The sequence below is a fragment of the Flavobacterium sp. NRK1 genome (genome assembly GCF_024054175.1).
Taxonomy (GTDB): domain Bacteria; phylum Bacteroidota; class Bacteroidia; order Flavobacteriales; family Flavobacteriaceae; genus Flavobacterium.
Genome location: NZ_JAMXLA010000001.1, coordinates 3,462,157 through 3,484,216, shown reverse-complemented (window position 1 = coordinate 3,484,216; position 22,060 = coordinate 3,462,157). Strand labels below are relative to the sequence as shown.

At 34.6% G+C, this 22,060-nt stretch carries 21 protein-coding genes; 18 read left to right on the top strand and 3 right to left on the bottom strand.

Annotated elements, in window-relative coordinates:
- Positions 1 to 46: 46 nt before the first annotated feature.
- Both NHE85_RS16020 and NHE85_RS16015 read left to right on the top strand, forming a co-directional pair.
- Positions 47 to 265 carry a hypothetical protein gene (locus NHE85_RS16020; RefSeq protein WP_252813148.1) on the top strand — a complete coding sequence of 73 codons (219 nt, stop codon included), beginning with the start codon at positions 47 to 49 and terminating at the stop codon, positions 263 to 265.
- Between the two features lie 58 nt (positions 266 to 323).
- Positions 324 to 548, top strand: coding sequence for a hypothetical protein (locus NHE85_RS16015; protein ID WP_252813147.1), 225 nt, complete (start codon positions 324 to 326; stop codon positions 546 to 548).
- Between the two features lie 82 nt (positions 549 to 630).
- On the opposite strand, the gene NHE85_RS16010 is transcribed toward NHE85_RS16015, so the two are convergent.
- Positions 631 to 1,530, bottom strand: coding sequence for an AraC family transcriptional regulator (locus NHE85_RS16010; protein ID WP_252813146.1), 900 nt, complete (start codon positions 1,528 to 1,530; stop codon positions 631 to 633).
- Between the two features lie 209 nt (positions 1,531 to 1,739).
- Between NHE85_RS16010 and NHE85_RS16005 the strand changes: the two genes are divergently transcribed.
- From NHE85_RS16005 to NHE85_RS15980, 6 genes are all read left to right on the top strand, one after another.
- The gene (locus NHE85_RS16005) at positions 1,740 to 2,153 is read left to right on the top strand and encodes a hypothetical protein (protein ID WP_252813145.1); all 414 of its coding nucleotides are present in this window, start codon (positions 1,740 to 1,742) and stop codon (positions 2,151 to 2,153) included.
- A gap of 163 nt (positions 2,154 to 2,316) precedes the next feature.
- Positions 2,317 to 5,586, top strand: a complete 3,270-nt coding sequence (locus tag NHE85_RS16000) for a S41 family peptidase (protein ID WP_252813144.1) — start codon at positions 2,317 to 2,319, stop codon at positions 5,584 to 5,586.
- Positions 5,587 to 5,735: 149 nt separating this feature from the next.
- Positions 5,736 to 6,161, top strand: a complete 426-nt coding sequence (locus tag NHE85_RS15995; RefSeq protein WP_252813143.1) for a nuclear transport factor 2 family protein — start codon at positions 5,736 to 5,738, stop codon at positions 6,159 to 6,161.
- A gap of 183 nt (positions 6,162 to 6,344) precedes the next feature.
- Entirely contained in the window at positions 6,345 to 7,193 is an 849-nt protein-coding gene (locus NHE85_RS15990) for an SDR family oxidoreductase (RefSeq protein WP_252813142.1), read from the top strand.
- Between the two features lie 137 nt (positions 7,194 to 7,330).
- Entirely contained in the window at positions 7,331 to 7,693 is a 363-nt protein-coding gene (locus tag NHE85_RS15985; RefSeq protein WP_252813141.1) for a putative quinol monooxygenase, read from the top strand.
- A gap of 80 nt (positions 7,694 to 7,773) precedes the next feature.
- Positions 7,774 to 8,133, top strand: coding sequence for an Atu4866 domain-containing protein (locus tag NHE85_RS15980; protein ID WP_252813140.1), 360 nt, complete (start codon positions 7,774 to 7,776; stop codon positions 8,131 to 8,133).
- A gap of 29 nt (positions 8,134 to 8,162) precedes the next feature.
- Here the strand turns inward: NHE85_RS15980 and NHE85_RS15975 are convergent, their stop codons facing one another.
- A complete protein-coding gene (locus NHE85_RS15975; protein ID WP_252813139.1) occupies positions 8,163 to 8,474 on the bottom strand; it encodes a hypothetical protein in 312 nt (103 codons plus the stop codon).
- 93 nt (positions 8,475 to 8,567) lie between these two features.
- Entirely contained in the window at positions 8,568 to 9,326 is a 759-nt protein-coding gene (locus NHE85_RS15970; RefSeq protein ID WP_252813138.1) for a phosphatase PAP2 family protein, read from the bottom strand.
- 204 nt (positions 9,327 to 9,530) lie between these two features.
- On the opposite strand from NHE85_RS15970, the gene NHE85_RS15965 reads away from it, so the two are divergent.
- The 10 genes from NHE85_RS15965 (at position 9,531) to NHE85_RS15920 (ending at position 21,720) form a co-directional block, all read left to right on the top strand.
- Entirely contained in the window at positions 9,531 to 11,510 is a 1,980-nt protein-coding gene (locus NHE85_RS15965) for a sialate O-acetylesterase (protein WP_252813137.1), read from the top strand.
- 354 nt (positions 11,511 to 11,864) lie between these two features.
- Positions 11,865 to 13,070 (top strand): response regulator, encoded by a 1,206-nt coding sequence (locus tag NHE85_RS15960; protein ID WP_252813136.1) that lies wholly within the window; start codon positions 11,865 to 11,867, stop codon positions 13,068 to 13,070.
- A 16-nt stretch (positions 13,071 to 13,086) separates the two neighbouring features.
- On the top strand, positions 13,087 to 16,668 hold the full coding sequence (locus NHE85_RS15955; RefSeq protein WP_252813135.1) for a response regulator: 3,582 nt from the start codon (positions 13,087 to 13,089) through the stop codon (positions 16,666 to 16,668).
- A 15-nt stretch (positions 16,669 to 16,683) separates the two neighbouring features.
- The gene (locus tag NHE85_RS15950) at positions 16,684 to 17,049 is read left to right on the top strand and encodes a response regulator (protein ID WP_252813134.1); all 366 of its coding nucleotides are present in this window, start codon (positions 16,684 to 16,686) and stop codon (positions 17,047 to 17,049) included.
- A 7-nt stretch (positions 17,050 to 17,056) separates the two neighbouring features.
- A complete protein-coding gene (locus NHE85_RS15945) occupies positions 17,057 to 17,866 on the top strand; it encodes a protein-glutamate O-methyltransferase CheR (RefSeq protein ID WP_252813133.1) in 810 nt (269 codons plus the stop codon).
- Positions 17,848 to 18,432 carry a chemotaxis protein CheB gene (locus tag NHE85_RS15940; protein ID WP_252813132.1) on the top strand — a complete coding sequence of 195 codons (585 nt, stop codon included), beginning with the start codon at positions 17,848 to 17,850 and terminating at the stop codon, positions 18,430 to 18,432. Before NHE85_RS15945 ends, NHE85_RS15940 begins: the two co-directional genes overlap by 19 nt.
- 1 nt (position 18,433) lies before the next feature.
- Positions 18,434 to 18,811: a YchJ family protein gene (locus tag NHE85_RS15935; RefSeq protein WP_252813131.1), complete on the top strand. Its 378-nt coding sequence runs from the start codon at positions 18,434 to 18,436 to the stop codon at positions 18,809 to 18,811.
- 228 nt (positions 18,812 to 19,039) lie between these two features.
- The gene (locus tag NHE85_RS15930) at positions 19,040 to 19,651 is read left to right on the top strand and encodes a hypothetical protein (protein ID WP_252813130.1); all 612 of its coding nucleotides are present in this window, start codon (positions 19,040 to 19,042) and stop codon (positions 19,649 to 19,651) included.
- Between the two features lie 622 nt (positions 19,652 to 20,273).
- Positions 20,274 to 21,029, top strand: a complete 756-nt coding sequence (locus NHE85_RS15925) for a sensor histidine kinase (RefSeq protein WP_252813129.1) — start codon at positions 20,274 to 20,276, stop codon at positions 21,027 to 21,029.
- 16 nt (positions 21,030 to 21,045) lie between these two features.
- Entirely contained in the window at positions 21,046 to 21,720 is a 675-nt protein-coding gene (locus NHE85_RS15920) for a response regulator transcription factor (RefSeq protein ID WP_252813128.1), read from the top strand.
- Positions 21,721 to 22,060: the final 340 nt, after the last annotated feature.

Here is a 22,060-nt window from a genome sequence, read left to right as displayed (position 1 = left end):
AACTAATTTTGCCATTATAACTAATCATTTTTAAAAGAGAAACATCATGAAAATCAATTTTTTAAGAAGTATGCTTATGGCTACTATGCTTGTAGGTGCACTTAGCCTTACATCTTGCAAGGACAAATCAGAAACTACTACGGAAACAGAAACAGAAACTACAATGGACGGTGATACTGTCACTAGTACTTCTGAAACTGAAATAGACGCTCCGGGTACAGAAAATGATACAACAATGACTGATACGGTTGTTAAACCTATGTAAGAAATATGGCAGCTTTTAGCTGCCTTTTTTTATAACCAATTTAAACATTCACATTATCATGAAAATTACATTTTTAAAAAGTATGCTTGTCGCAGTATTATTTGTAGGAGCTCTTAGTTTTACTTCATGTAAAAAAGAAACTACCGAAACTACTGAAACCGAAACAACAATTGAGTCTGATGGTGATAATACCAGTACTTCCGATATGGAAGAAGTAGATGAGACAGGTGCTAAAGACACAATGTCTGTAACTACAGATACTATTACAGTTAAGAAACCTTAAGAAACTGGTAATTCTTTATATAAATGAAAAAGGACGACTTTAAATAGAGTCGTCCTTTTTTGTTTTTATATAATACTATGTGTTAGCTTCTGAAAGATGAAGGTGTTGCATTAGTTTGCTTTTTAAAGAAATGATTGAAATGTGCCGATTCATCAAAACCTAAGGCATAACTGATTTCAGATATATTCCAGTCGGTATGCCGTAATAAAGCTTTGGCTTCACTAAGCAGACGTTCAAATATATGATCTGATGTTGTTTTGCCCGTTGTAAGCTTTATGGCCCTGTTAAGATGATTAACATGAACATTAAGCTGGCTAGCAAAATCTTTTGCACTTCGTAATGTAAACTGCTGTGCAGGAGATTCTATTGGAAATTGCCTTTCTAATAATTCTGTAAATACAGATGTAATACGCGAATTAGCATCAATATGGGTATAAAGTGTTTCTGTAGGGCGCATTTTAATAGCGTAGTGAACCATTTCCATAATATAATTACGAATCAGGTCAAATTTAAATTGATAATCGCCCTTCATTTCATCTATCATTTTTGTAAATACATTCGAAATATATTCTTCCTGTTCAACATTAACTAAATATGCAGGACTTGCCCCCGGCATGTACATAGGTAGGTCTTTAAGGCTGCCACGCATATGCTCGCTAAAAAAGGCATCTTTAAAAATGCAAAAAAATCCTGTAGAAGATGGTGTAATAGCTTCAAAAGTATAAGGTACTGTTGGATTGAAAAACAAAAGTGTACCACCGTTAACTTCTAAACTTTTGTCTGCATAATGGTATATATAATGCCCATTTATAAGAGCAATTTTATAATAATCCCTGCGTGTATATTTTACGGGTTCTTTACCTGGCCCCACACAATCTTCATGTCTGAAAACATTAAAGTGACCGAGGTCTTTTTGCAGGCCTTCAGGCATCCAGTTGAATTTTTGCTTGTATAAATCTTCGAGTGTTTCTGTCTTTGCCATGATTTATAATGTTTTAAGAAATGGGTGATTAATTTTTGTTTTACAAAATTAGTCGCGAAGACTTTATAAAGATATGCAAAAAGCAAAGTAAAGATTGCGAAATTCAAACAATTATTATCTTTATGTTTGGTATGGCTTTGTTTGAATATAGTAATTAATGGTTTGATATTAATATGTTTTTATAGGATAGGCCGCAATACATTTGTAACATGTATAATCTGCATTATAACATATACTCATTACCGCACAGGAATATCCACAAAACAGGATGGTATTCATTCTGCCTTATAAACAACAAGGATAACAGCTCTTTATTACTGTTAGATCCTTCTTCAGGTGAAATTCCGGAAGACTTAGATAATGGTATCGTTATTTCGGTTAAAGAAGATCAGCTTCCGCAACAGATAAGAGACAGTTTAAAAAATTATCCTTTATTTTATCAAAGTGGTCATGGGCCATTTCCGTTAACTGCTTTTGAACGATTTGATATTTCAAACCTTTTTGAAAAAATAGCTTCGCAGATAAATTCAGGCTATATTTATAAAGATTTCCTCCTGGCTAACCTGTCATTGCAAATTATTCATTTCGGAATCAAGCATTTTTCAGACACTAAAGTACTATAAATAGTTTTTATAAAATCATTATTCCGGATGAGTATTGCAAATTGAGAAAAGGTATTTAGTAAACTTAAAGGTTAAATACCAATATATCTATTAAAGAATGTATTTATATACAGCTTTTTATAAAAGATATATATTTGTAGTTAATCATCAATTATCTATCATCATGAATAAATACCTTTATTTTATTGTGCTTCTCGCTTTTAGCGGGTATGCCCAATCGCTTAACACAGCACCCAAATGGCTCAGAAATGCATCTATATCACCAGATGGAAAAGAGATTGCATTTTCTTATCAGGGCGATATTTTTAAAGTACCTGTAAACGGCGGTGAAGCAGTGCGGCTTACCATTCACGAATCTTATGATGCCGACCCTGTTTGGAGTAACGACAGCAAGCAAATTGCTTTTTCATCTATGCGCTATGGCAATAAAGATGTTTTTGTAATACCATCTGTTGGTGGTGTAGCAAAAAGGCTTACTTATTTATCAACCGATGATATACCAACTGATTTTTCCCCTTCGGGTGATAAAGTAATTTTTTCTTCTTCCCGTCTGGACGATGTTGCCTCTTCGGTGTTCCCTACAAGTGTATTGTCTGAATTATATGAAATCAGTAGGTCAGGAGGTCAGGAAAAGCGTATTATTTCTACTCCGGCAGAAATGGCGAACTACAGCCCGGATGGTACATGGTTGTTTTTCCATGATAAAAAAGGATATGAAGACCCCTGGAGAAAGCATGAGACATCTTCGGTAACCCGAGATCTTTGGCTTTACAATATAAAAGAAAATAAATATTATCCCGTTACCGATAGTAATGTCGAAGAACGAAATCCTGTTTTCGGTACTAATGGTTCTTATTTTTTCCTGAGTGAAAGGGATGGCACTTTTAATGTATGGAAGGCAGATCTTGTAAATAATAAAGAAAATAATGCACAGCAGATAACTCATTTTACAAAACACCCTGTTCGTTTTTTAAGCCGTTCGGATAATGGAATCCTTTGCTATATATGGGATGGTGAGATTTATACCCAGACCGATGGCGGGCAGCCTCAAAAAGTAGCTATTGTACTGCAAAGTGATGAACGCTATAATGAAAAGATTATGGAACCTATTAATAGTGATGCTACAGAGTTTTCGGTTTCTCCAAATGGCAAAGAAGTAGCTTTTATAGTTCATGGAGAGGTATTTGTAACATCTGTTGAATTTGGACAGACTAAGAGAATTACCAATACGCCTGATCAGGAACGTAATATTGAGTTTAGCCCTGACGGAAGAAAGTTGCTTTATGCAGGCGAACGTAATGGCTGCTGGAATATTTATGAAACCAGTCTTGTAAATAAAAATGAAAAGTACTTTTTTGATGCTTCTCAAATAAAAGAAACTACAGTGGTAAGTTCGGGTAAAGAATCATTTCAGGCCCAGTATTCTCCCGATGGTAAAGAAATAGCTTTTTTAGAAGAACGTACTACAATACGAATACTTAACAGGGCATCGGGCAAAGTAAGAACGGTTTTAGAAGGAAAATATAATTATTCTTATAGTGATGGTGATCAGTACTACACCTGGTCTCCGGATAGTAAATGGCTATTAGTAAATTATTTTGCTTACGAACGCTGGAATACAGATATAGGTCTTTTGAATGTTAATGATGGCAAGATGCCTATAAACCTTAGCCAAAGCGGATACAATAACCAGCAGCCTAAATTTGGTATGGGTGGCGAAATGGTGTACTGGGCTTCTGATAAAGATGGTTATCGTTCCCACGGCAGCTGGGGTTCTGAGAGTGATGTTTATGCTATATTTCTTACCGAAGCTGCTCATAAAAAATTTCAGTTAAGCAAGGCCGAATATGCGATTTGGAAAGAGCAGGAAGACGCTAAAAAAGAGGAGAAAGATAAAGATAGTAAATCGGACAAAAAGGATAAAGACAAGGACAAAGCTGATGAAGATGAAAAAGGAGAACCTGTAAAACCTTTAAAAATTGATTTTGAAGGACTGCAGGACCGTAAAGAGAAACTTACGATTCATTCTTCGAGATTATCAGACTTTGTTGTAGATAAAGATGCTGAAAATATTTACTACTTAACGCGATTTGAAGAAGGTACTAATCTTTGGCGTACTAAATTCAGGGAAAAAGAGACAAAGCTGTTTGTAAATCTTAATAGTGAAGACTCAAGAATTGCATTAGACAAGAAGGAAGAAAATATTTTTCTTATAGACAAGGACGGGAAAATACTGAAGATAAATATTAAAGAAGCTAAAAAAGAGACGGTAAATTTCTCTTCAGAAATGGTATTAAACCAGACTGCCGAGCGTAGTTATATGTTTGAACATGCATGGAGACAATTTAAAAAGAAATTTTACCTTGAAGATCTTCATGGAGTAGATTGGGATTTTTATAAGAAAGAATATGCCAAATTCCTGCCTTATATAAATAATTCTGTAGATTTTGCCGATTTGCTGGGTGAAATGCTTGGAGAAGCCAATGCTTCTCATACAGGTGGAAGATATAGGCCCGGACCAAGTAAGTATAGTGATGCTACAGCATCTTTAGGTATATATATAGATAATAATTATACAGGTGATGGTATTAAAATTGCTGAGGTAATGGATAAAAGCCCACTATTAAAAGCGAAGCAAAAAATAAATGACGGTTGTATTATTGAAGCAATTGATGATATAAAAATAATCCCTGAACAAAATTATTATGCCCTCCTAAACAGAAAGGCTGATAAAAAGATACTTGTTTCTGTTTTTAATCCGAAATCAGGTAAACGCTGGAATGAAGTTATAGAACCGATAACGCTTGGACAGGAAAACAGGCTTGCCTATGAGCGATGGGTAAAAAACAGGGAGAAAGATGTAGAAAAGCTTTCTGGCGGAAGATTGGGGTATGTACACGTAACAGGGATGAATTCTGAAAGTTTCCGTGAGGTATTTGAAAAAGCTTTAGGTAAATATAATGACCGCGAGGCATTAATTGTAGATACCCGATTTAATGGTGGCGGCTGGCTTCATGATGATCTGGCCACTTTTTTAAGTGGTAAGCCTTATATGAGCTTTGAGCCGAGAGGACAAAAAAATATGGGATCGGAACCATTGTTTAAATGGCAAAAGCCATCTGTGGTGCTTATTAGTGAAGGTAATTATTCTGATGCACATATGTTTCCATATACGTATCAGGCGCTCGGGATAGGTAAACTTATAGGTATGCCTGTACCGGGTACAGGTACTGCCGTATGGTGGGAAAAAATGATTGACGGCAAAACTATTTTTGGCATCCCGCAAATAGGTATGAGAACTGTTAAAGAGGGTAAACTAATGGAAAACTTTCAGTTGGAGCCGGACGTTAAAGTTAAAAACGAACCGGGTGAAACAAATGCAGGTGAAGATCAGCAGTTAGAAAGAGCCGTGCAGGAACTTCTTAAGAAATAATTATAATAATAATCAACAGCTGCTCTTAGAGCGGCTGTTTTGTTTGATTTATATAATCAATACTTTGTATAATGCAATAATTGCCTGTTTTTTTGATAGTAGTTTTGTATCATCCAAATCAATAGTCCAACTCATTAAAATAAGGTAAGATGAAAAACGAAAAGAATGCTGCTGTTATACAGGGGCTGTATGCCGCCGTTAACCAAAGAAATTTTGAATATCTTAATGATATTAGCGATGCAAAAAGTGAATGGTTTGATATTCCTTTTAATACAACTACTACAGGTGAAGAATCTCTTACTGTTTCATGGCAAAACAGATTCAGTATGTTTCCTGATGCCACTTTTGAAATAAAAAATCTCATTGCCTATGATAATTATGTTATAGTACAGGGTATAGAAAGAGGCACATATAAAGGTTTTTCTTTTATTGATGAAGATATAGATATGAGCGAATCATTAATAGAAATTGGGTTTTGTGATGTATATTATCTTGAAAACGGAACGATAGTAAAAGCTAATTCTAATTTTGATATTGATTCTCTTTTATTGCAAATCACATCGGTACCTGCGTAATAACAAACCATAAAAAAACACAAAAGCCGCATAAGCGGCTTTTGTGTTTTTAAAAGGATATGAAAACTAACTTATTGATTGTTTGATTTAAACAAATATTGCTTTGTATGCGGCAATAACAGGGATTTACCGCTGTCTTAACTTTGCCTCATCAAATAATAACAATTAATTACAAAAACAAAAATGGAAAATTCAAACCAAAAAGTATGGTTCGTTACGGGTGCTTCAAAAGGCTTAGGCCTTAGCCTTGTTAAACGTTTGTTAAATGAAAATTACAGCGTGGCGGCTACATCAAGAAGCCTTACTGATCTTGAGAATGCGGTAGGCAGTCATGCTAACTTTTTACCTCTTGCTGTAGATATTTTAAATGAAGAGAGTGTAGCTGAAGCTGTAAATAAAACAATTAACCGTTTTGGCAGTCTTGATGTAGTGGTAAACAACGCAGGATATGGGCTTTTGGGAGCACTAGAGGAGCTTACAGATGCAGAAAGCAGGCAAAATTTTGATGTAAATGTATTCGGGTCACTTAATGTTATTCGCCATGTATTACCGCAATTAAGAAAACAACAATCAGGTCATATTTTTAATATTGCTTCTATAGGTGGTTTTACAGGTAATTTCCCCGGATTTGGTATTTATTGTGCTACTAAGTTTGCAGTACATGGCTTTACCGAATCGCTTGCTGCAGAAGTTAAACCGTTTGGTATTAATGCTACTGTAGTATCTCCCGGATATTTCAGAACTAACTTCTTAAACGATTCATCGCTCAGTACACCAAAAAATGTAATGGATGCATATAAAACCGTAAGGGATTCGCAGCAGCTTCATGAAAAAGATATAAATAATAATCAGCCCGGAGATCCAGATAAAGCAGCTTCGGTAATGATTAAAGTGGCTTCAATGCAGCAACCTCCTGTACAGCTTTTCCTTGGACCTGATGCTTATCATCTGGCAGAAGTAAAAATTAAAGATGTGGAAAAAGATCTTGAGTCGGTAAGAGAAATTGCTACGGCTACAAACTTTGAAAACTAAAAAAATGAAACGGCTCTTAAATGGAGCCGTTATTTTTTATAAAATGTTTGAATTGTGTAATCAATGCTGTGAATCTTACAATCTTTAATTTTTAATAGTAGCGTAAATTTGTTTCACAAATATTAAAAGCGGTTATCATGGAGCAATCATCGATAAATGCAATAAAAACTTTATTAGTAAGCTTTATAGCAAAAGACAGAGAATCATCTGTAAAGCTTAAAAATGCACTTAATTATCTGGCTGACATAAGTAAAAATGAACAGGGTGTACTTCGATATGAAGTATTTAGGTCAGACAATAATGAATTAGAGTATTATGTGTTAGAAACATGGTCTGGCGAGCGTACACTTGAAAAACATTTGTTACAACCTCATGTAACAGATTTTGCAAATCAGTGCAAATTATGGCTTCAAAAACCATTTAGTATAACACCGCTTGCTATACCTTTTAAATCTGAATGGTTAAAACCGCTGGTAACAAACAGTATAAGTCTTAATTAGGCATTGTTTGTAAAAATCCCTAATCAGGATAGAGTCGTTTGCCGAATATTTTCAATTATTAATCATTAAATCAAAAAATTATGAAAGCAATTTACATGATGCTTAGCGGATTACTTTTATCTGTTATAGCTACCCTTGCAATGGCAGGACTATTATCTGTCAGCGCTTTAATAAAACCTAAGACTAATCATTCACCTAAAATAGAATCTAATACCCATTATGAAGGTAAATGGATAACTAAAAATGCTGTAGTACAATATGTATTATTACATGATGGTAGTTATACAGAAGTAAAGAAAGGCGGAACTACCGAAAATGGAACTTATATTATTAATGATGATCATATATTTTATAAAGATCATTCAGGGTTAACTTCCCATGGCAACTTTAAAAATGATACTTTATATTATAAAGATTATGTCCTTTATAAAGAAAACTAAAAAGAGGCAGCTAAAGACTGCCTCTTTTTTTATACATATGTTTTGTTTAATGCAGATAATATTTCGTTGCTTAACAAACCACTGCCACCACCATAATGTTGAATGATCCTGCATTTTGGGCTATGTGTTAAAAAAGTATTTGTTAGTATATCTTCGCTTTCCTTCGGTATCCCACAACCGAGCAATACAAGATCAAAATTAATTTTCTTAAAAAAGGAAATAGCTTCTTCATCGCTGCCGGCGCCGTAACCCGACCAGTTTTCATTGTTATTTATAAGGCGCACTACGGTTTCCAGAATTTCAGGATGCCTGCCTATATAAAGGATGTTTATCTTTTCCATACTACTTTGTTTTACTGTACAAAGTTGCAGCAAACAATTTGCCATAGCATTGAACTATGACAAGAAATAGTATCTATATGTTTTAAAATTGCATTACAAAACTCCCCCCGGCTTCGTTTCCATTATAAAATGGTAAAAACATTGCAGTATTTTTTTCTCTTCCCGGCCAAATAATATCCTATTTACAAAGGGGTGCAACCAATAGGCAGCTTTGGTGCTAAGTATGCCTATACCGGCACCTGCAATAATATCACTAACCCAATGGCGATCATTAATAAGCCTCATAACTCCTGTAGCACCCGCAACGGTAAAACCTCCTACGCCATACCATATAGAAACATCTTTATATTCCTGCCATAAAAACTCTGCACCTACAAAGGCTGCTGTTGTATGGCCTGAAGGGAAAGAATTATCTACCAGTCCGTTAGGACGTGTTACATGGGTTGCAGATTTAAGATATTTAACCGTTATGTTTGAAATAAGCGTGGCACTTGCAAAAATTACCGTACGATCTTTAAAATTATGTTTTCCTTTTACACCTATGGCATTAAGAGCATATACTGTAGCGGCAGGAACATAAAGGGTAAACTGGTCTATAGATGTATGTGTATTATTTTTAAAACCATTCCGTACCTCTTTATCCGCACTTTGTATCCATTTATTATTTAAGCCTACAAAACCATATCCAATTAACATTCCGGGTATTATTAACTGTTTATAACCAAACTGACTTTTGGAAGTATTAGGACTTGATCTAAGGGTATCTATACTTACATTGGTTAGAGTGTCATTACGCTGTTGAGCGTTTATAGTAGTAATAAATAATAATAAAACCAGGATGTAATTCTGCATATATATTAAGAAATGTATTAGTCAGGGCATAAAGATATATGCAAAATGATGAAAAAAAATGGTCTGTATCGTATAATGAATTTAATAACTGTTTGCTAAAATATAAAAATGCTATGAAAATTATTTTTTATGTGTAATTTTCGGTATCTATTTATAATAAAAAGGATTTATTATCCTTCTTTTACATTTCCAAAAAACATTTAAATGAAAAATTCTTTAAAAAACACTTTGTTAGCATTTGTTATGGTAGCCGGGGCTTTTACAAATGTTTTGGCAAAAGTTACTTTGCCGTCTTTTTTTACTAGTAATATGGTATTGCAGCAAAAGGCTTCTGTTCCGTTATGGGGAGAGGCAAAGCCTAATAGTACCATAACAGTAATTTCTTCCTGGGATAAAAAAACATATACTGCCAAAGCAAATTTTAAAGGCAGTTGGGACGTAACTTTAAAGACACCTGCCTATGGTGGTCCGTTTACAATTACTATAAATGATGATAATGTTTTAACCCTTGATAATATATTGATCGGAGAAGTGTGGTTATGTTCCGGACAAAGCAATATGGAAATGCCGCTTCAAGGCTGGGGAAAAATCAATAATTATAAAGAAGAGATAAGCAACGCAAATTATCCTGAGATACGCCTTTTGCAGGCGGAGCATATTGATAGTGCAGTTCCTTTAAATGATCTAAAAGTACAGCATGGAGGATGGCAGGTTTGCAGTCCTAATACCATTGCTGATTTTTCGGCTACAGCTTACTTTTTTGCTAAAAGAATTTATGAGCAAAAACATATTCCTATAGGGTTGCTGCATAGTTCATGGGGAGGTACTGTTATTGAAGCATGGATAAGCAGCGGGGCTCTTAAACAAATTCATGATTTTGATGCGGGTATCAAGGCTTTGGAATCTGATTTTGACAGAGAAGCAATGCAAAAGCAATTTGATGCGGATATTAAAGTATGGAATATTGCTATGGAAAAAGCTGAAAGAGGATCACAGGGCAACTGGCAAAGTAAAGATTTTAACGATACCAACTGGAAAACTATGAGATTACCCCAGTTTTGGGAAAACGATGTTCTTACTGATTTTGATGGTATTGTCTGGTTCCGTAAAGAAATTGATTTGCCTAAAGATATGCTTGGCAAAGACCTGGTATTAGAATTTTATGCTGATGATGATGATAAACTCTGGGTAAATGGTAACTATATAGGTGCCACTAGCGGATATAATGTGCAGCGTAAGTATGTCATTCCATCTTCTGTTTGGAAAGAGAATGGAAATGTAATAAGCCTTAGAATAGCAGATAGTGGAGGCGGGGGAGGTGTTTATGGTAAAGAAAATGATCTAGTTTTAAAAGAGGGTAACAAAACTCTTGAATTGGCAGGAGACTGGAAATATGCAGTTGGTGTAAATTATAATGAACTTCCTGCAAGGCCATATATCCCACAGGGACAAAACAGGCCAACAACTCTTTACAATGCTATGATTAATCCTGTTATAAAACTGCCCATTGCGGGAGTAATATGGTATCAGGGTGAGAGCAATGCAGACAGGGCATATCAATATCAGACTTTATTTCCAATGTTAATTGCTGACTGGCGTGAAAAATTCAACGATAAAGATTTACCATTTTTTTATGTGCAACTCGCTAATTACATGAAAAGAAAACCGGAACCCGGACCATCTGCCTGGGCAGAACTTCGCGAGGCGCAATTCAAAACCCTGAAAGTGCCTCATACAGGAATGGCTGTTGCTACAGATATAGGGGATGCCGGAGATATTCACCCTAAAAATAAACAGGATGTAGGTTACAGACTGGCGAATATAGCCTTGGCAAAAGTTTATGGTATGAAGGTAGATTACTCAGGGCCTCTGTATAAATCTTACAAGATTTCAGGTAACAGCATCACACTTTCTTTTGAGTACAATAATGGCCTGACAACAAGTGGGAATGATAAAATTTTAAAAGGATTTGCCATTGCAGGTAAAGATAAAGTGTTCTATTGGGCCGATGCAAAAATAGAAGGCAATACAATTGTTGTTACCTCTGCACAAGTTAAAGAGCCTGTAACAGTACGTTATAATTGGGCAGATAATCCTGAAGGCAACCTGATTAATTATTCCAAACTCCCTGCTTCTTCTTTCCGAACTGATGAATGGAAAGAAACAACCTTTAATAATAAGTGAAAATTATCTAATTTTTTGTAATCATTATTTTATGTTAAATCACTAAATGATTACTATATATTAGCGTTGCCAGTGTATAATGTTGTAAGATAACCTGTATATGTTCATAACGAAAATTAACAGGTCTTTAACATTTGTTTATTTACTTTTGAAATGTGAGTAAAACAATGCGACCTATCCTTACAAAAAATAATAATAATGATCCTCTGCCATTTAAGGAAATACCTTTTATGGCAGAGAGACTTATATATACAATGGCTATATTCAATAGTTCACTTATTCAGTCGATTTTGAAAATCATTCATATTATAAAACGCAGTTTAAGTACTGAATTAACAAAACTAGCTTTTTAATATGATATTGATTGTAGACGATATAAGAGCGAATATTATTGCTTTAAAAAAGGTATTAGAACTGCACCGACTTGAAGCTGATATAGCAGAATCAGGAGAAGAGGCATTAAAAAAAATCCTTAAGAAAGATTACTCCCTTATTATAATGGACGTTCAGATGCCGGGTATGGATGGTTTTGAAGTGGTAGAAATACTTGCAGGCAGTAATAGAACAAAAGATATTCCGGTTATATTTTTATCGGCTGTAAATAAAGAAAAAAGATTTATATCCAAAGGGTATGAAACAGGGGGGGTAGACTATATTACTAAACCTGTAGATCCCGATCTGCTCATTCTTAAAGTAAAAAGCTTTCTTAAGCTTTATGAGCAGAAACAGGAATTAAAAAATATAAGAGACCTGCTGTCTAAAGAAATTGAAATTAGGAAAGAAGCGCAGGAAAATCTTGAGATTAAAGTGATTGAACGTACTCAGGAACTCTTAGATAAAAATGAGAAACTGGAATTTAGTAATCATGAACTTCAGCAATTTGCATGGGTTGTATCGCATGATTTAAAAGAACCCCTCAGAAAAATAGAGACTTTCATAAAAATTATAGATGAGCGTTTTCTGCCCGATAATGAAACTGCTAAAGATTATATTCGGCGCACAATTAAATCAGCAGAGCGCATGTCTAATCTTATAACCGACCTTATAGATTATTCAAGGCTTTCTTCAGAAGTTGTTGCTAAAAAATGTGATCTTAATGTAATAATGAATGAAGTATTAGCCGACCTTGATTATATTATTGAAGCTAAACAAGCTATAATTAAAATTGATGATCTTCCCGAAGTTACTTGTGTTTCCAGCCAGTTAAGACAACTATTTCAAAATCTTATAAGTAATTCCCTTAAATTTTCTAAAGAAAATGTTGCACCCGTTATTGAAATCAGCGCTGAAATAATAGCCGAAAAGAGCTTCAACAGCGAACCGTCTTCAACAGGAAAATATTGCAGGATAACAGTTACTGATAATGGTATAGGATTTAAAGAAATATATCTTGACAAAATATTTAAGATATTTCAGAGTCTTAACGACAGGAACGCTTACGAGGGTACAGGGATAGGATTGGCTATAGCTAATAAAATTGTAGAAAAACACAACGGTATAATAACAGCTAAAAGCAGTCCTGATAATGGAGCCAGCTTTATAATTGTATTACCATTATAATAAACCTTACTTATATATGAACAGTAATTTTAAAAGAAATTTATTTGTTAGCTCAGGAATATCAGTTCTTATTCTTTTAGTGAGTTCAACAGCTTCTTTTTTAAGTATCAGGAGTCTTTTAAACAGTAATTCGCTGGTTACACATACTCAGGAGGTAATTTATAACATTAACGAAGCAACTTCGGTAATGGTAGATGCCCAGGCAAGTATGCGTGGGTTTTTAGTTACCGGTAAGGATGATTTTCTTAAACGCTACGAAAATGCCGATACCGATACAGGGAGATATATTGACAGGCTTGATTCTCTTACTTCCGATAATCAGAGGCAGCAAAACAATATTAAAGAGCTGCGCCCGCTCACTAAAGCATTTTATCTATACCTGAGAGAGCGAGTTAAAGATAAAATGGATGGAGGTCTTATATCTGCAGACGAGCTTGATAATGGACGCCAGATTATGCAGCAAATACGTTTGGTATTGAAGCGTATGGAAAACGAAGAGCAAAGGCTGCTTTCTGAACGCAATGCAGCTTCTGAAAATTATGGCATGTATAGTTCTGTACTTATAGTTGCTGCGGCATTAATAGCATTACTTATAAGTGTTATATTTTTTGCAAGGATATTAAGAGATTTTAATGAAAGACTTAAATTACAGCTTAAACTTGAAGAGGCAGACAGGGAAACAGCTGAAAGAATAAGGGTTATAAGCAGTATAGCCGGGCAAATAGCTTCAGGTAACTACGAAGTCAGGGTTGAAGATAGTGAAAGCGATGCATTAGGGAGTGTAGGTATTTCATTAAATAATATGGCAACCGAGCTCGATAAGTCTTTTAAAACACTTTCAGATAACGAATGGTTGCAATCAGGTATAGCTGCGCTTAATGATGTAATGATTGGTGAAAAAAATATACAGCAGTTAACATCAGATGTTGTTCAGCAGCTTGCAATTTATACAAATAGTAGTGCAGGAGTTTTATATGTGATCGAAGGACATGAATTAGTATCTACTGCCGGATATAGTTATGTGCCAAATAAAAACCGTGAGCGTTTTAAAATAGGTGAAGGTCTGTTAGGGCAGGCTGCAGTTTCAGGAAAATTAATGGAATTAAAATCTTTATCTCCTGAGGATATTAAAATTTCTTATGCATTAGGTGAGGCAAAACCTGCACATGTTGTTGCAGTTCCGTTAATTGACGATAAGGTTACCGGTGTTGTAGAGTTGGCGTCTGTTAAGGAATTTTCTAAAAAGAATATTGACTTTTTAAAGGCAGCGGCAAATAATATTGGTATTGCGATTACCGCCGCCCAAAACAGGAAGCGTTTACAGGAATTGCTGGAAGAAACCCAGTCGCAATCTGAAGAATTAAGGATGCAGCATAGCGAAATGGAAAATATAAATGCCGAACTTGAAGCACAGACTCAAAAACTGCAGGCATCTGAGGAAGAATTAAGGGTTCAGCAGGAAGAATTGCAGCAAACAAATGAAGAATTGGCAGAACGCAGCGTATTGCTTGAAGAACGTAATGTTGAAATTCAGAAAAAATCGGAAGATCTTGAATTAAGTACAAGATACAAATCGGAATTTTTAGCAAATATGTCACATGAGCTAAGAACACCACTTAACTCAATTTTGTTATTGAGCAGGCTTCTTTCAGAGAACAATGATAAAAACATGAATGAGGAGCAAATAGAATTTGCTAAAGTAATTCAAAGCTCGGGTAATGGACTCTTAGGCCTTATAGATGAAATTCTTGACCTTTCTAAAATTGAGGCAGGAAAAATGGAGCTTGAATTTATAGATATTTCAACAAAAGAAATTACAGATAGTTTAAAAGCACTGTTTAATGAAGTTGCAAAACAAAAAAATATCGCGTTCAATATAATTTCAGACCAGGCTCCTTTAGTATTAAAAACAGATAAAGTACGATTAGAGCAAATACTTAAGAACCTTATATCAAATGCTATTAAATTTACTGCCGAAGGATCGGTAACTCTGGAAATTAAAAAGCATCATGACAGCGATAAGCTGGTTACTTTTAGTGTTAAAGACACAGGTATAGGTATTCCTTACGAAAAGCAGCCTCTTATATTTGAAGCTTTTCAACAAGCAGATGGTTCTACCAAACGTAAATATGGAGGTACAGGACTGGGGCTTTCTATAAGTCGTGAACTGGCAAAACTACTTAAAGGCGAAATTACGCTTCATAGTGAGCCTGACCATGGTAGTGAATTTATACTTACAATTCCTGTTTCAGGTACTTCAAAGGTTATTGTAGACAGAATTAAACTTAATGATACTGCTGCTACTGATAATGAGAAGGAAGAAATAGCTTTTGAAGAAGAAGAGGAAACAAATAAATTCCTTAGCCGCACAATTCCTGATGATATACCTGATGACAGAGAAGATATTAAAGAAGAAGATAAGGTAATTTTAATTGTTGAAGATGATACTAATTTTGCTAAATCTTTACTGGATTTTACCCGTAAAAGAGGGTATAAGGGGGTAGTGTCCGTAAGAGGTGATTATGCATTTAACCTGGCTGTAATTTACAGGCCTGTTGGTATCTTACTTGATATTGAACTACCAGTTAAAAATGGTTGGGAAGTGATGGAAGAACTGAAGTCTAACTGGCAGACAAAGCACATTCCGGTTCATATGATGTCTTCTCATAAAATGAAACAGGAAAGCTTATTAAAAGGAGCAGTTAACTTTCTTGACAAACCTGTAGCATTTGAGCAGATGCCCGATATTTTTAAGCGGATTGAACAAATAATAAATAAAGAATCACAAAAAGTACTTATTATAGAAGATAATCCTAAACATGCAAAAGCATTGGCTTATTTCCTTGAAACCTATAACATTAATTCTGAAATTAAAAGTGATGTCACAGAGGGTGTAGATGCTCTTCACAAACAGAATATAAATTGTGTAATTCTTGATATGGGAATTCCTGATCAGCATGCTTATGAAATTCTTGACGATGTTAAGAAGAATCAGGGACTTGAAAATCTTCCTGTTATTGTATTTACAGGGAAAAGCCTTTCTATGAAGGAAGAACTTAAAATTAAAAAGTATGCCGATTCAATAGTTGTAAAAACAGCACATTCTTATCAGCGAATGCTTGATGAAGTATCTCTATTCCTTCATCTTGTAGAAGAAAATAAAAAAGGAGACGGCAAAAAAGATGCTTATAAAAAATTAAGCCTTTTAAATAATGTGCTTAATGGTAAAACAGTACTTGTTGTTGATGATGATGTGAGAAATATATATTCGCTTACCAAAGCACTGGAAGTGCTTAAAATGGAAGTTATTACAGCAATTGATGGTAAAGAAGCACTTAAAGCACTCGAAGAACATCCTGAAATAGATGTTGTGCTGCTGGATATGATGATGCCTAATATGGATGGATATGAAACGGCATCGCGAATAAGGGAAAATAGTAAATATAAAACCCTTCCTGTTATTGCGGTAACGGCAAAAGCCATGACAGGCGACAGAGAAAAATGTATTAATGCGGGAGCATCAGATTATATTACAAAACCGGTTGATGTAGATCAGTTATTATCTCTTTTAAGGGTTTGGCTTTACGATCAGCAATAATATAAAACCATTACAATGGATAAAAAAAAGATTTTAATTGTTGATGACGATTCTCGTAATATATTTGCACTTGCCGCTACATTAAAAGCAAAATCATATGATTGCGTTTCATGTAACGGAGCAGAAGAAGCTTTACAATTACTGGCTACCGATGCAAGAGCAGATGTTGTATTACTGGATATGATGATGCCTGATATGGATGGCTATGAGGCTATTCCGTTAATAAAGCAATTGCCCGGCAGACAGTCACTTCCGGTAATTGCGGTTACTGCACAAGCTATGATAGGAGATAGGGAAAAATGTATTAGAGCTGGAGCAGACGGATATATTTCTAAACCCATTGATGTAGATAAACTATTAGAAGTACTTAATACTGTTTAAGAATGCTATGATAAATGACCGTGAACTTGAGGTATTGATAAATGAAGTATTTGAATACCACGGTTTTGATTTTAGCGGATATTCCCGCGCATCTTTAAAAAGACGTATTGAACGCCTTTATCAGATAGATGGCTTTAAGAGTCTGGGTGAAATGCTTTCTAAAATCCGCACAGAACCGGAATATTTTAAACATCTTATAGAGGAAGTGACAGTAAATGTTACCGAGATGTTCCGTGATCCTTTATTTTATAAAACACTAAGAGAAGAGATATTGCCTATTCTGGCTACAAAACCTTTCATTAGATTGTGGCATGCAGGATGTTCTTCGGGAGAAGAAGTATATTCAATGGCTATAATGCTCAGGGAAGCAAATTTATTGCATAAATCACTTATTTATGCTACCGATATTAATCAACAAGTGCTTGATAGTGCAAAAAAGGGAATATTTCCGTTACAGACAATGAAACAATATTCTGAAAATTACAGGCTATCGGGTGGTAAAAAAGATTTTTCAGATTATTATACGGCAAACTACGGCTTTGCAAAATTCAGCAGCGATCTTTCAGAAAAAATGGTTTTTTCAGAACATAGCCTTGTATCTGATGGCTCATTTAATGAATTTGATTTGATATTATGCAGAAATGTACTTATTTATTTTGATAAAGAACTTCAGGAAAGAGCTTTTGAACTTTTTGATAACAGCCTTTCAAAACTTGGGTACCTGGCGCTTGGTACTAAAGAAACACTAAAGTTTTCTTTGCTTGGTAAAAGGTATAAGCAGCTTAATAAAGAAAAAATATGGAAAAAAATGGAATAACAAAAGATTGCAAAGTACTTATAATAGGAGGTTCTGCAGGTAGTCTTGAGGTACTAATTGAGTTATTGCCACAGCTTAATTTTATCCCTTCATTTGCTATAGTATTAATACTTCACAGAAAGAGTAGTGAAGACTCAACCCTTGAAGAGCTTATTTCATTTAAAACTAAGATCCCGGTAAAAGAAGTAGAAGATAAAACCCCGTTACAGTCCGGTTTTATTTATATAGCACCATCAGACTATCATTTATTGTTTGAAAATAATGGTATGCTATCACTTGATACCTCTGAAAAAATAAACTATAGCAGGCCCAGTATAGATGTATCTTTTGAGTCGGCTGCCGAAGTATATGGTCCCGCCTTAGTAGGTATATTGCTTTCGGGTGCTAATGCAGATGGTACAGAAGGCCTGTTGGCTATAAAAAAGGCCGGAGGTGCCATTATAGTGCAAATGCCGGAGACAGCCCAAATGCCCTTTATGCCTAATAATGCAATGCTTAATACCAATCCGCATCATGTTTTGGATGTAGAAGGAATACTTAATTTTATTATGGCTATTAACACTTAATATGAATAATATTATTTGCTATTGCGGTTCTGGTAATTTGTTCAAAGAGTGCTGCCAGCCTTATATAACCGGAATAAAAAAAGCTCCTGCAGCAGAAGCACTTATGAGGTCACGTTATTCGGCCTATGCTGTTCATAATGCTGACTATTTATGGGCAACAACCTATCCAAAACGAAGGAAATACCATAGTAAAAAAGCAATACTACAATGGGCGGAAAGTAATCAATGGATAAAGCTTGAGGTATTGAATTTTACTGAAACTGTAGTAGAATTTAAGGCTTATTATCTGGATGAAATGCTGAAAGCTCAGATTCACCACGAAAAATCAAGATTTATTAAAGAAAACAATATTTGGTATTATGTAGATGGTGACTATTAGTTGTATTTAAATATTGAATAAGAGAAGTAATGTTAAATTTTTTTCTTCATAAAATTTGGCTTTACTTGTTGATTTATAATGATTATAGCCTGTCATTCCCTGTAAAACCTGAATAAATTATTAATAAGAAATTATTGTTCTATATTGTAATTGTCAGTAAAAAAAGGTTAATTTTGTTAAAGTTGAAAACCCCCTCCATTACAATTATTAACAAATTAATTATTTCTTATGGATTCAAAAACAATTAAAGAAAGTATTGCTAACTGGGAAGCAATACGACAGAACAGCGTTCAGGTAACAAAATTTTTTGAGCAGGGCAACACCTTTGCCTATTCTTTTCCTGCATATGCTTCTACTTCAGGTTCTATTCATGCATATCCCGGAATTCATAATAACATTTTATATTTCTTTTTAATTCCTTCCGCTTACGATAAACAGGAATATAGCGACGTTATAGATCAATATACTTCTGTATGCCTTGTTGTGCATCCTATAGGTGGTGGCGGAGGCCATGAAATTTCATCGCTTGTAGCCAAAGAGAGAATTGCAAACTGGGATAAAAATTATCATGATTGGGTACCGGTGCAAATAAATAGCACTTTTGGTATGTATGAAGCATTTTGTATATCTACTGAGGATTTCGAGGTTGAAAAAGTAACTGTAAGTTTTGCTTTAAAAGCTTCTCCTGCCGCCGAAGTTAATTTTCAGGCTGATCTTATCATTACAAATGATAAAGGAAAACAGGTAGTGTATGATGATTTTGTTGAACCAGTTCCACCATTTGGATTAACAGATGAATTGGCGAATGAAAATTTTTACTTATTGCAAGAATTTAATTGATGACTTTTAAACAATTTCTTGAGATTGTAAATTTTTTATCACCTTCAGTTTTATTTCTGAGTTTATTAGTAATGCTTTTTTATTATAAGGATTTAGATAGAATACATAAAAGTATTTCTATTTATATGATACTTATGTTATGCATTGATATTTCAGGTAGAATATTAAAATTCATATATGGAACTAACCTTATATTGCTCCCTATATATAGCTTACTGGAATTAATAGTTATAAGTACTTTTTATTATAAACATTTTTTTAAAGTTAAACACAATTCAATTCTTGTTTTATGCTTTTTAGCTACTGTTTATATTATTTGGGAAATAATAAAGCTTAATAAAACTGCGGCTCAATATTTTCAATCGTATGCTAAGGTGGTTGATAATTTTGTCATCATTACACTTGCCCTGACCTATTTTCACGAGAAGATAAAGGTTTTTAAAGATTCTAAATGGGATAATTTTAAGCTGAATTCGGTTATTTTGGTTTTCTTTTTTATCAACATGATATTTTTTCTGCCCATAAATTTTCTTATCAACGAATCGTCTGGGCTAAAGTTTTACTTTTGGCTTAGTAATCTGATAATTACAGTTTCATTTTATTTGTACTTAACCCATTGTATATGGAAAAATGGCAGGACCCGAAGGTTATTGCCTTCTGGATCGCGATAATAGTTGTTTTTATAGTTACCCTTCTCTTTTTTGTGGTAAGGATACTGCATGCCGGATACAAACGTATGACTGAAGCTAACTTACGCGAAACACGTATGCAGTTAGATTACCAAAAGAAATTACTTGAAACTAATTTGTATGCGCAGGAAAAAGAGCGTATGCGCATAGCAGGTGATTTACATGACAGCCTTATAGGAAAGCTGGTAGTGATAAAAATGAAAAATCAGTTAGGCGCTTCAGAAGCAGATATAGACCAGGCACTGGAAGAAAGTATTAGTGAAGCCCGCCGGATATCACACGATCTCACTCCTCCCTTATTAGAATACTCACATATTGAAGAATTGATTGATGATATTATCAATCCATGGAAACAAAAATTTAAAATTGTATTTTGCAGTGATGTACGCAAAACCGAAGATATAAAGCCTGAGGCTAAAATACAGGTATTACGGGTTTTACAGGAGTTGCTTGTAAATATTAACAAACACGCGGATGCTAATAGTATTATAGTGCACCTGCGATATACCGATAAGCTTTTTGCTCTTTCAGTTAAAGATAATGGTTGCGGGTTTGATACCTCGCAATTAAAAAAAGGCCTTGGCCTGGCAAACCTCGAATTAAGAATGCAATATCTTAATGCAGAGTATAAAGTAAAATCTGTACCGGGTAAAGGTACTACGACTATTATTGCAGCTGTTATATTATAAAAAAGTCCCCCACTTTATGAATAACATTACCATTGCTATAACCGATGACGATGCCCTTATTGTAAGCCTTTTGGAAGGTTACCTTCAAAGCATTGAAGGCATTGAGGTTCTATTAACCGCCAATAGTGGCGAACAATTGTTAAACTTACTTTCAGAAGCGCCTGCATTGCCGCAAATCATTTTACTCGACCTTAAAATGTCAGGGATGGATGGTATTGAGGTAACCCAACATCTTAAAGACAATTATCCTGATATTAAGGTTATTGTTATTTCTTCTCATTACCAAAGGCTTTTTATGGGCTTTATGCTTAAGACAGGTGTAGCAGCTTTTTTGCCTAAAGGCATATCGCCCCTTGAGCTTATAGATATTATCCGTATTGTTCAGAAGCAGGGTTATTATTTTAAAGACGACCAGATGGAAGCCCTTAGAGAGCAGATTCCCGCTAAAGCACCCAAACCTTTACTACAGGACGAAGAGTTACTGTCTGAACGGGAAATAGATGTTTTAAAGCTTATATGTCAGCAAAAAACAGCAAAAGAAATAGGAGAGATTCTTTTTATTACACAGCGAACGGCTGAAGGACATAAAAATAACCTGTTTGTTAAAACAGGTGCAAAGAATATTGCCGGCCTTGTTATATATGCTATACAGCAGGATATTATCCGTATTGAAGAACTGCCTGTAATTTAAAATCTCATTTTTTTATGATACGTAAAATTACCTGTTTTTACTAAACAGGTAATTTCTACCTATGCCATATTTTAGTTTATCCTCAAATTTGTCGTGTAAGAAATAAGAAATACAGACAGTTATATACATATAAAGAAAACCAGGCAGGCAACAGTCGTTTTTAGCCCCCGTAAAAATTATGCTGTATTGCCCCGTGCAATTCGATTTGCCTGCCTGTTTTTTTTTAAACACTAAATTTTGAAATTAATAGTAGTAACAGATTTATTAGATGATGGAGCAGCGTGGTAGTAAGCCGCTGCTCTTTTTTTTGTCATAGGGTTATATATTCTCTATATTGTTT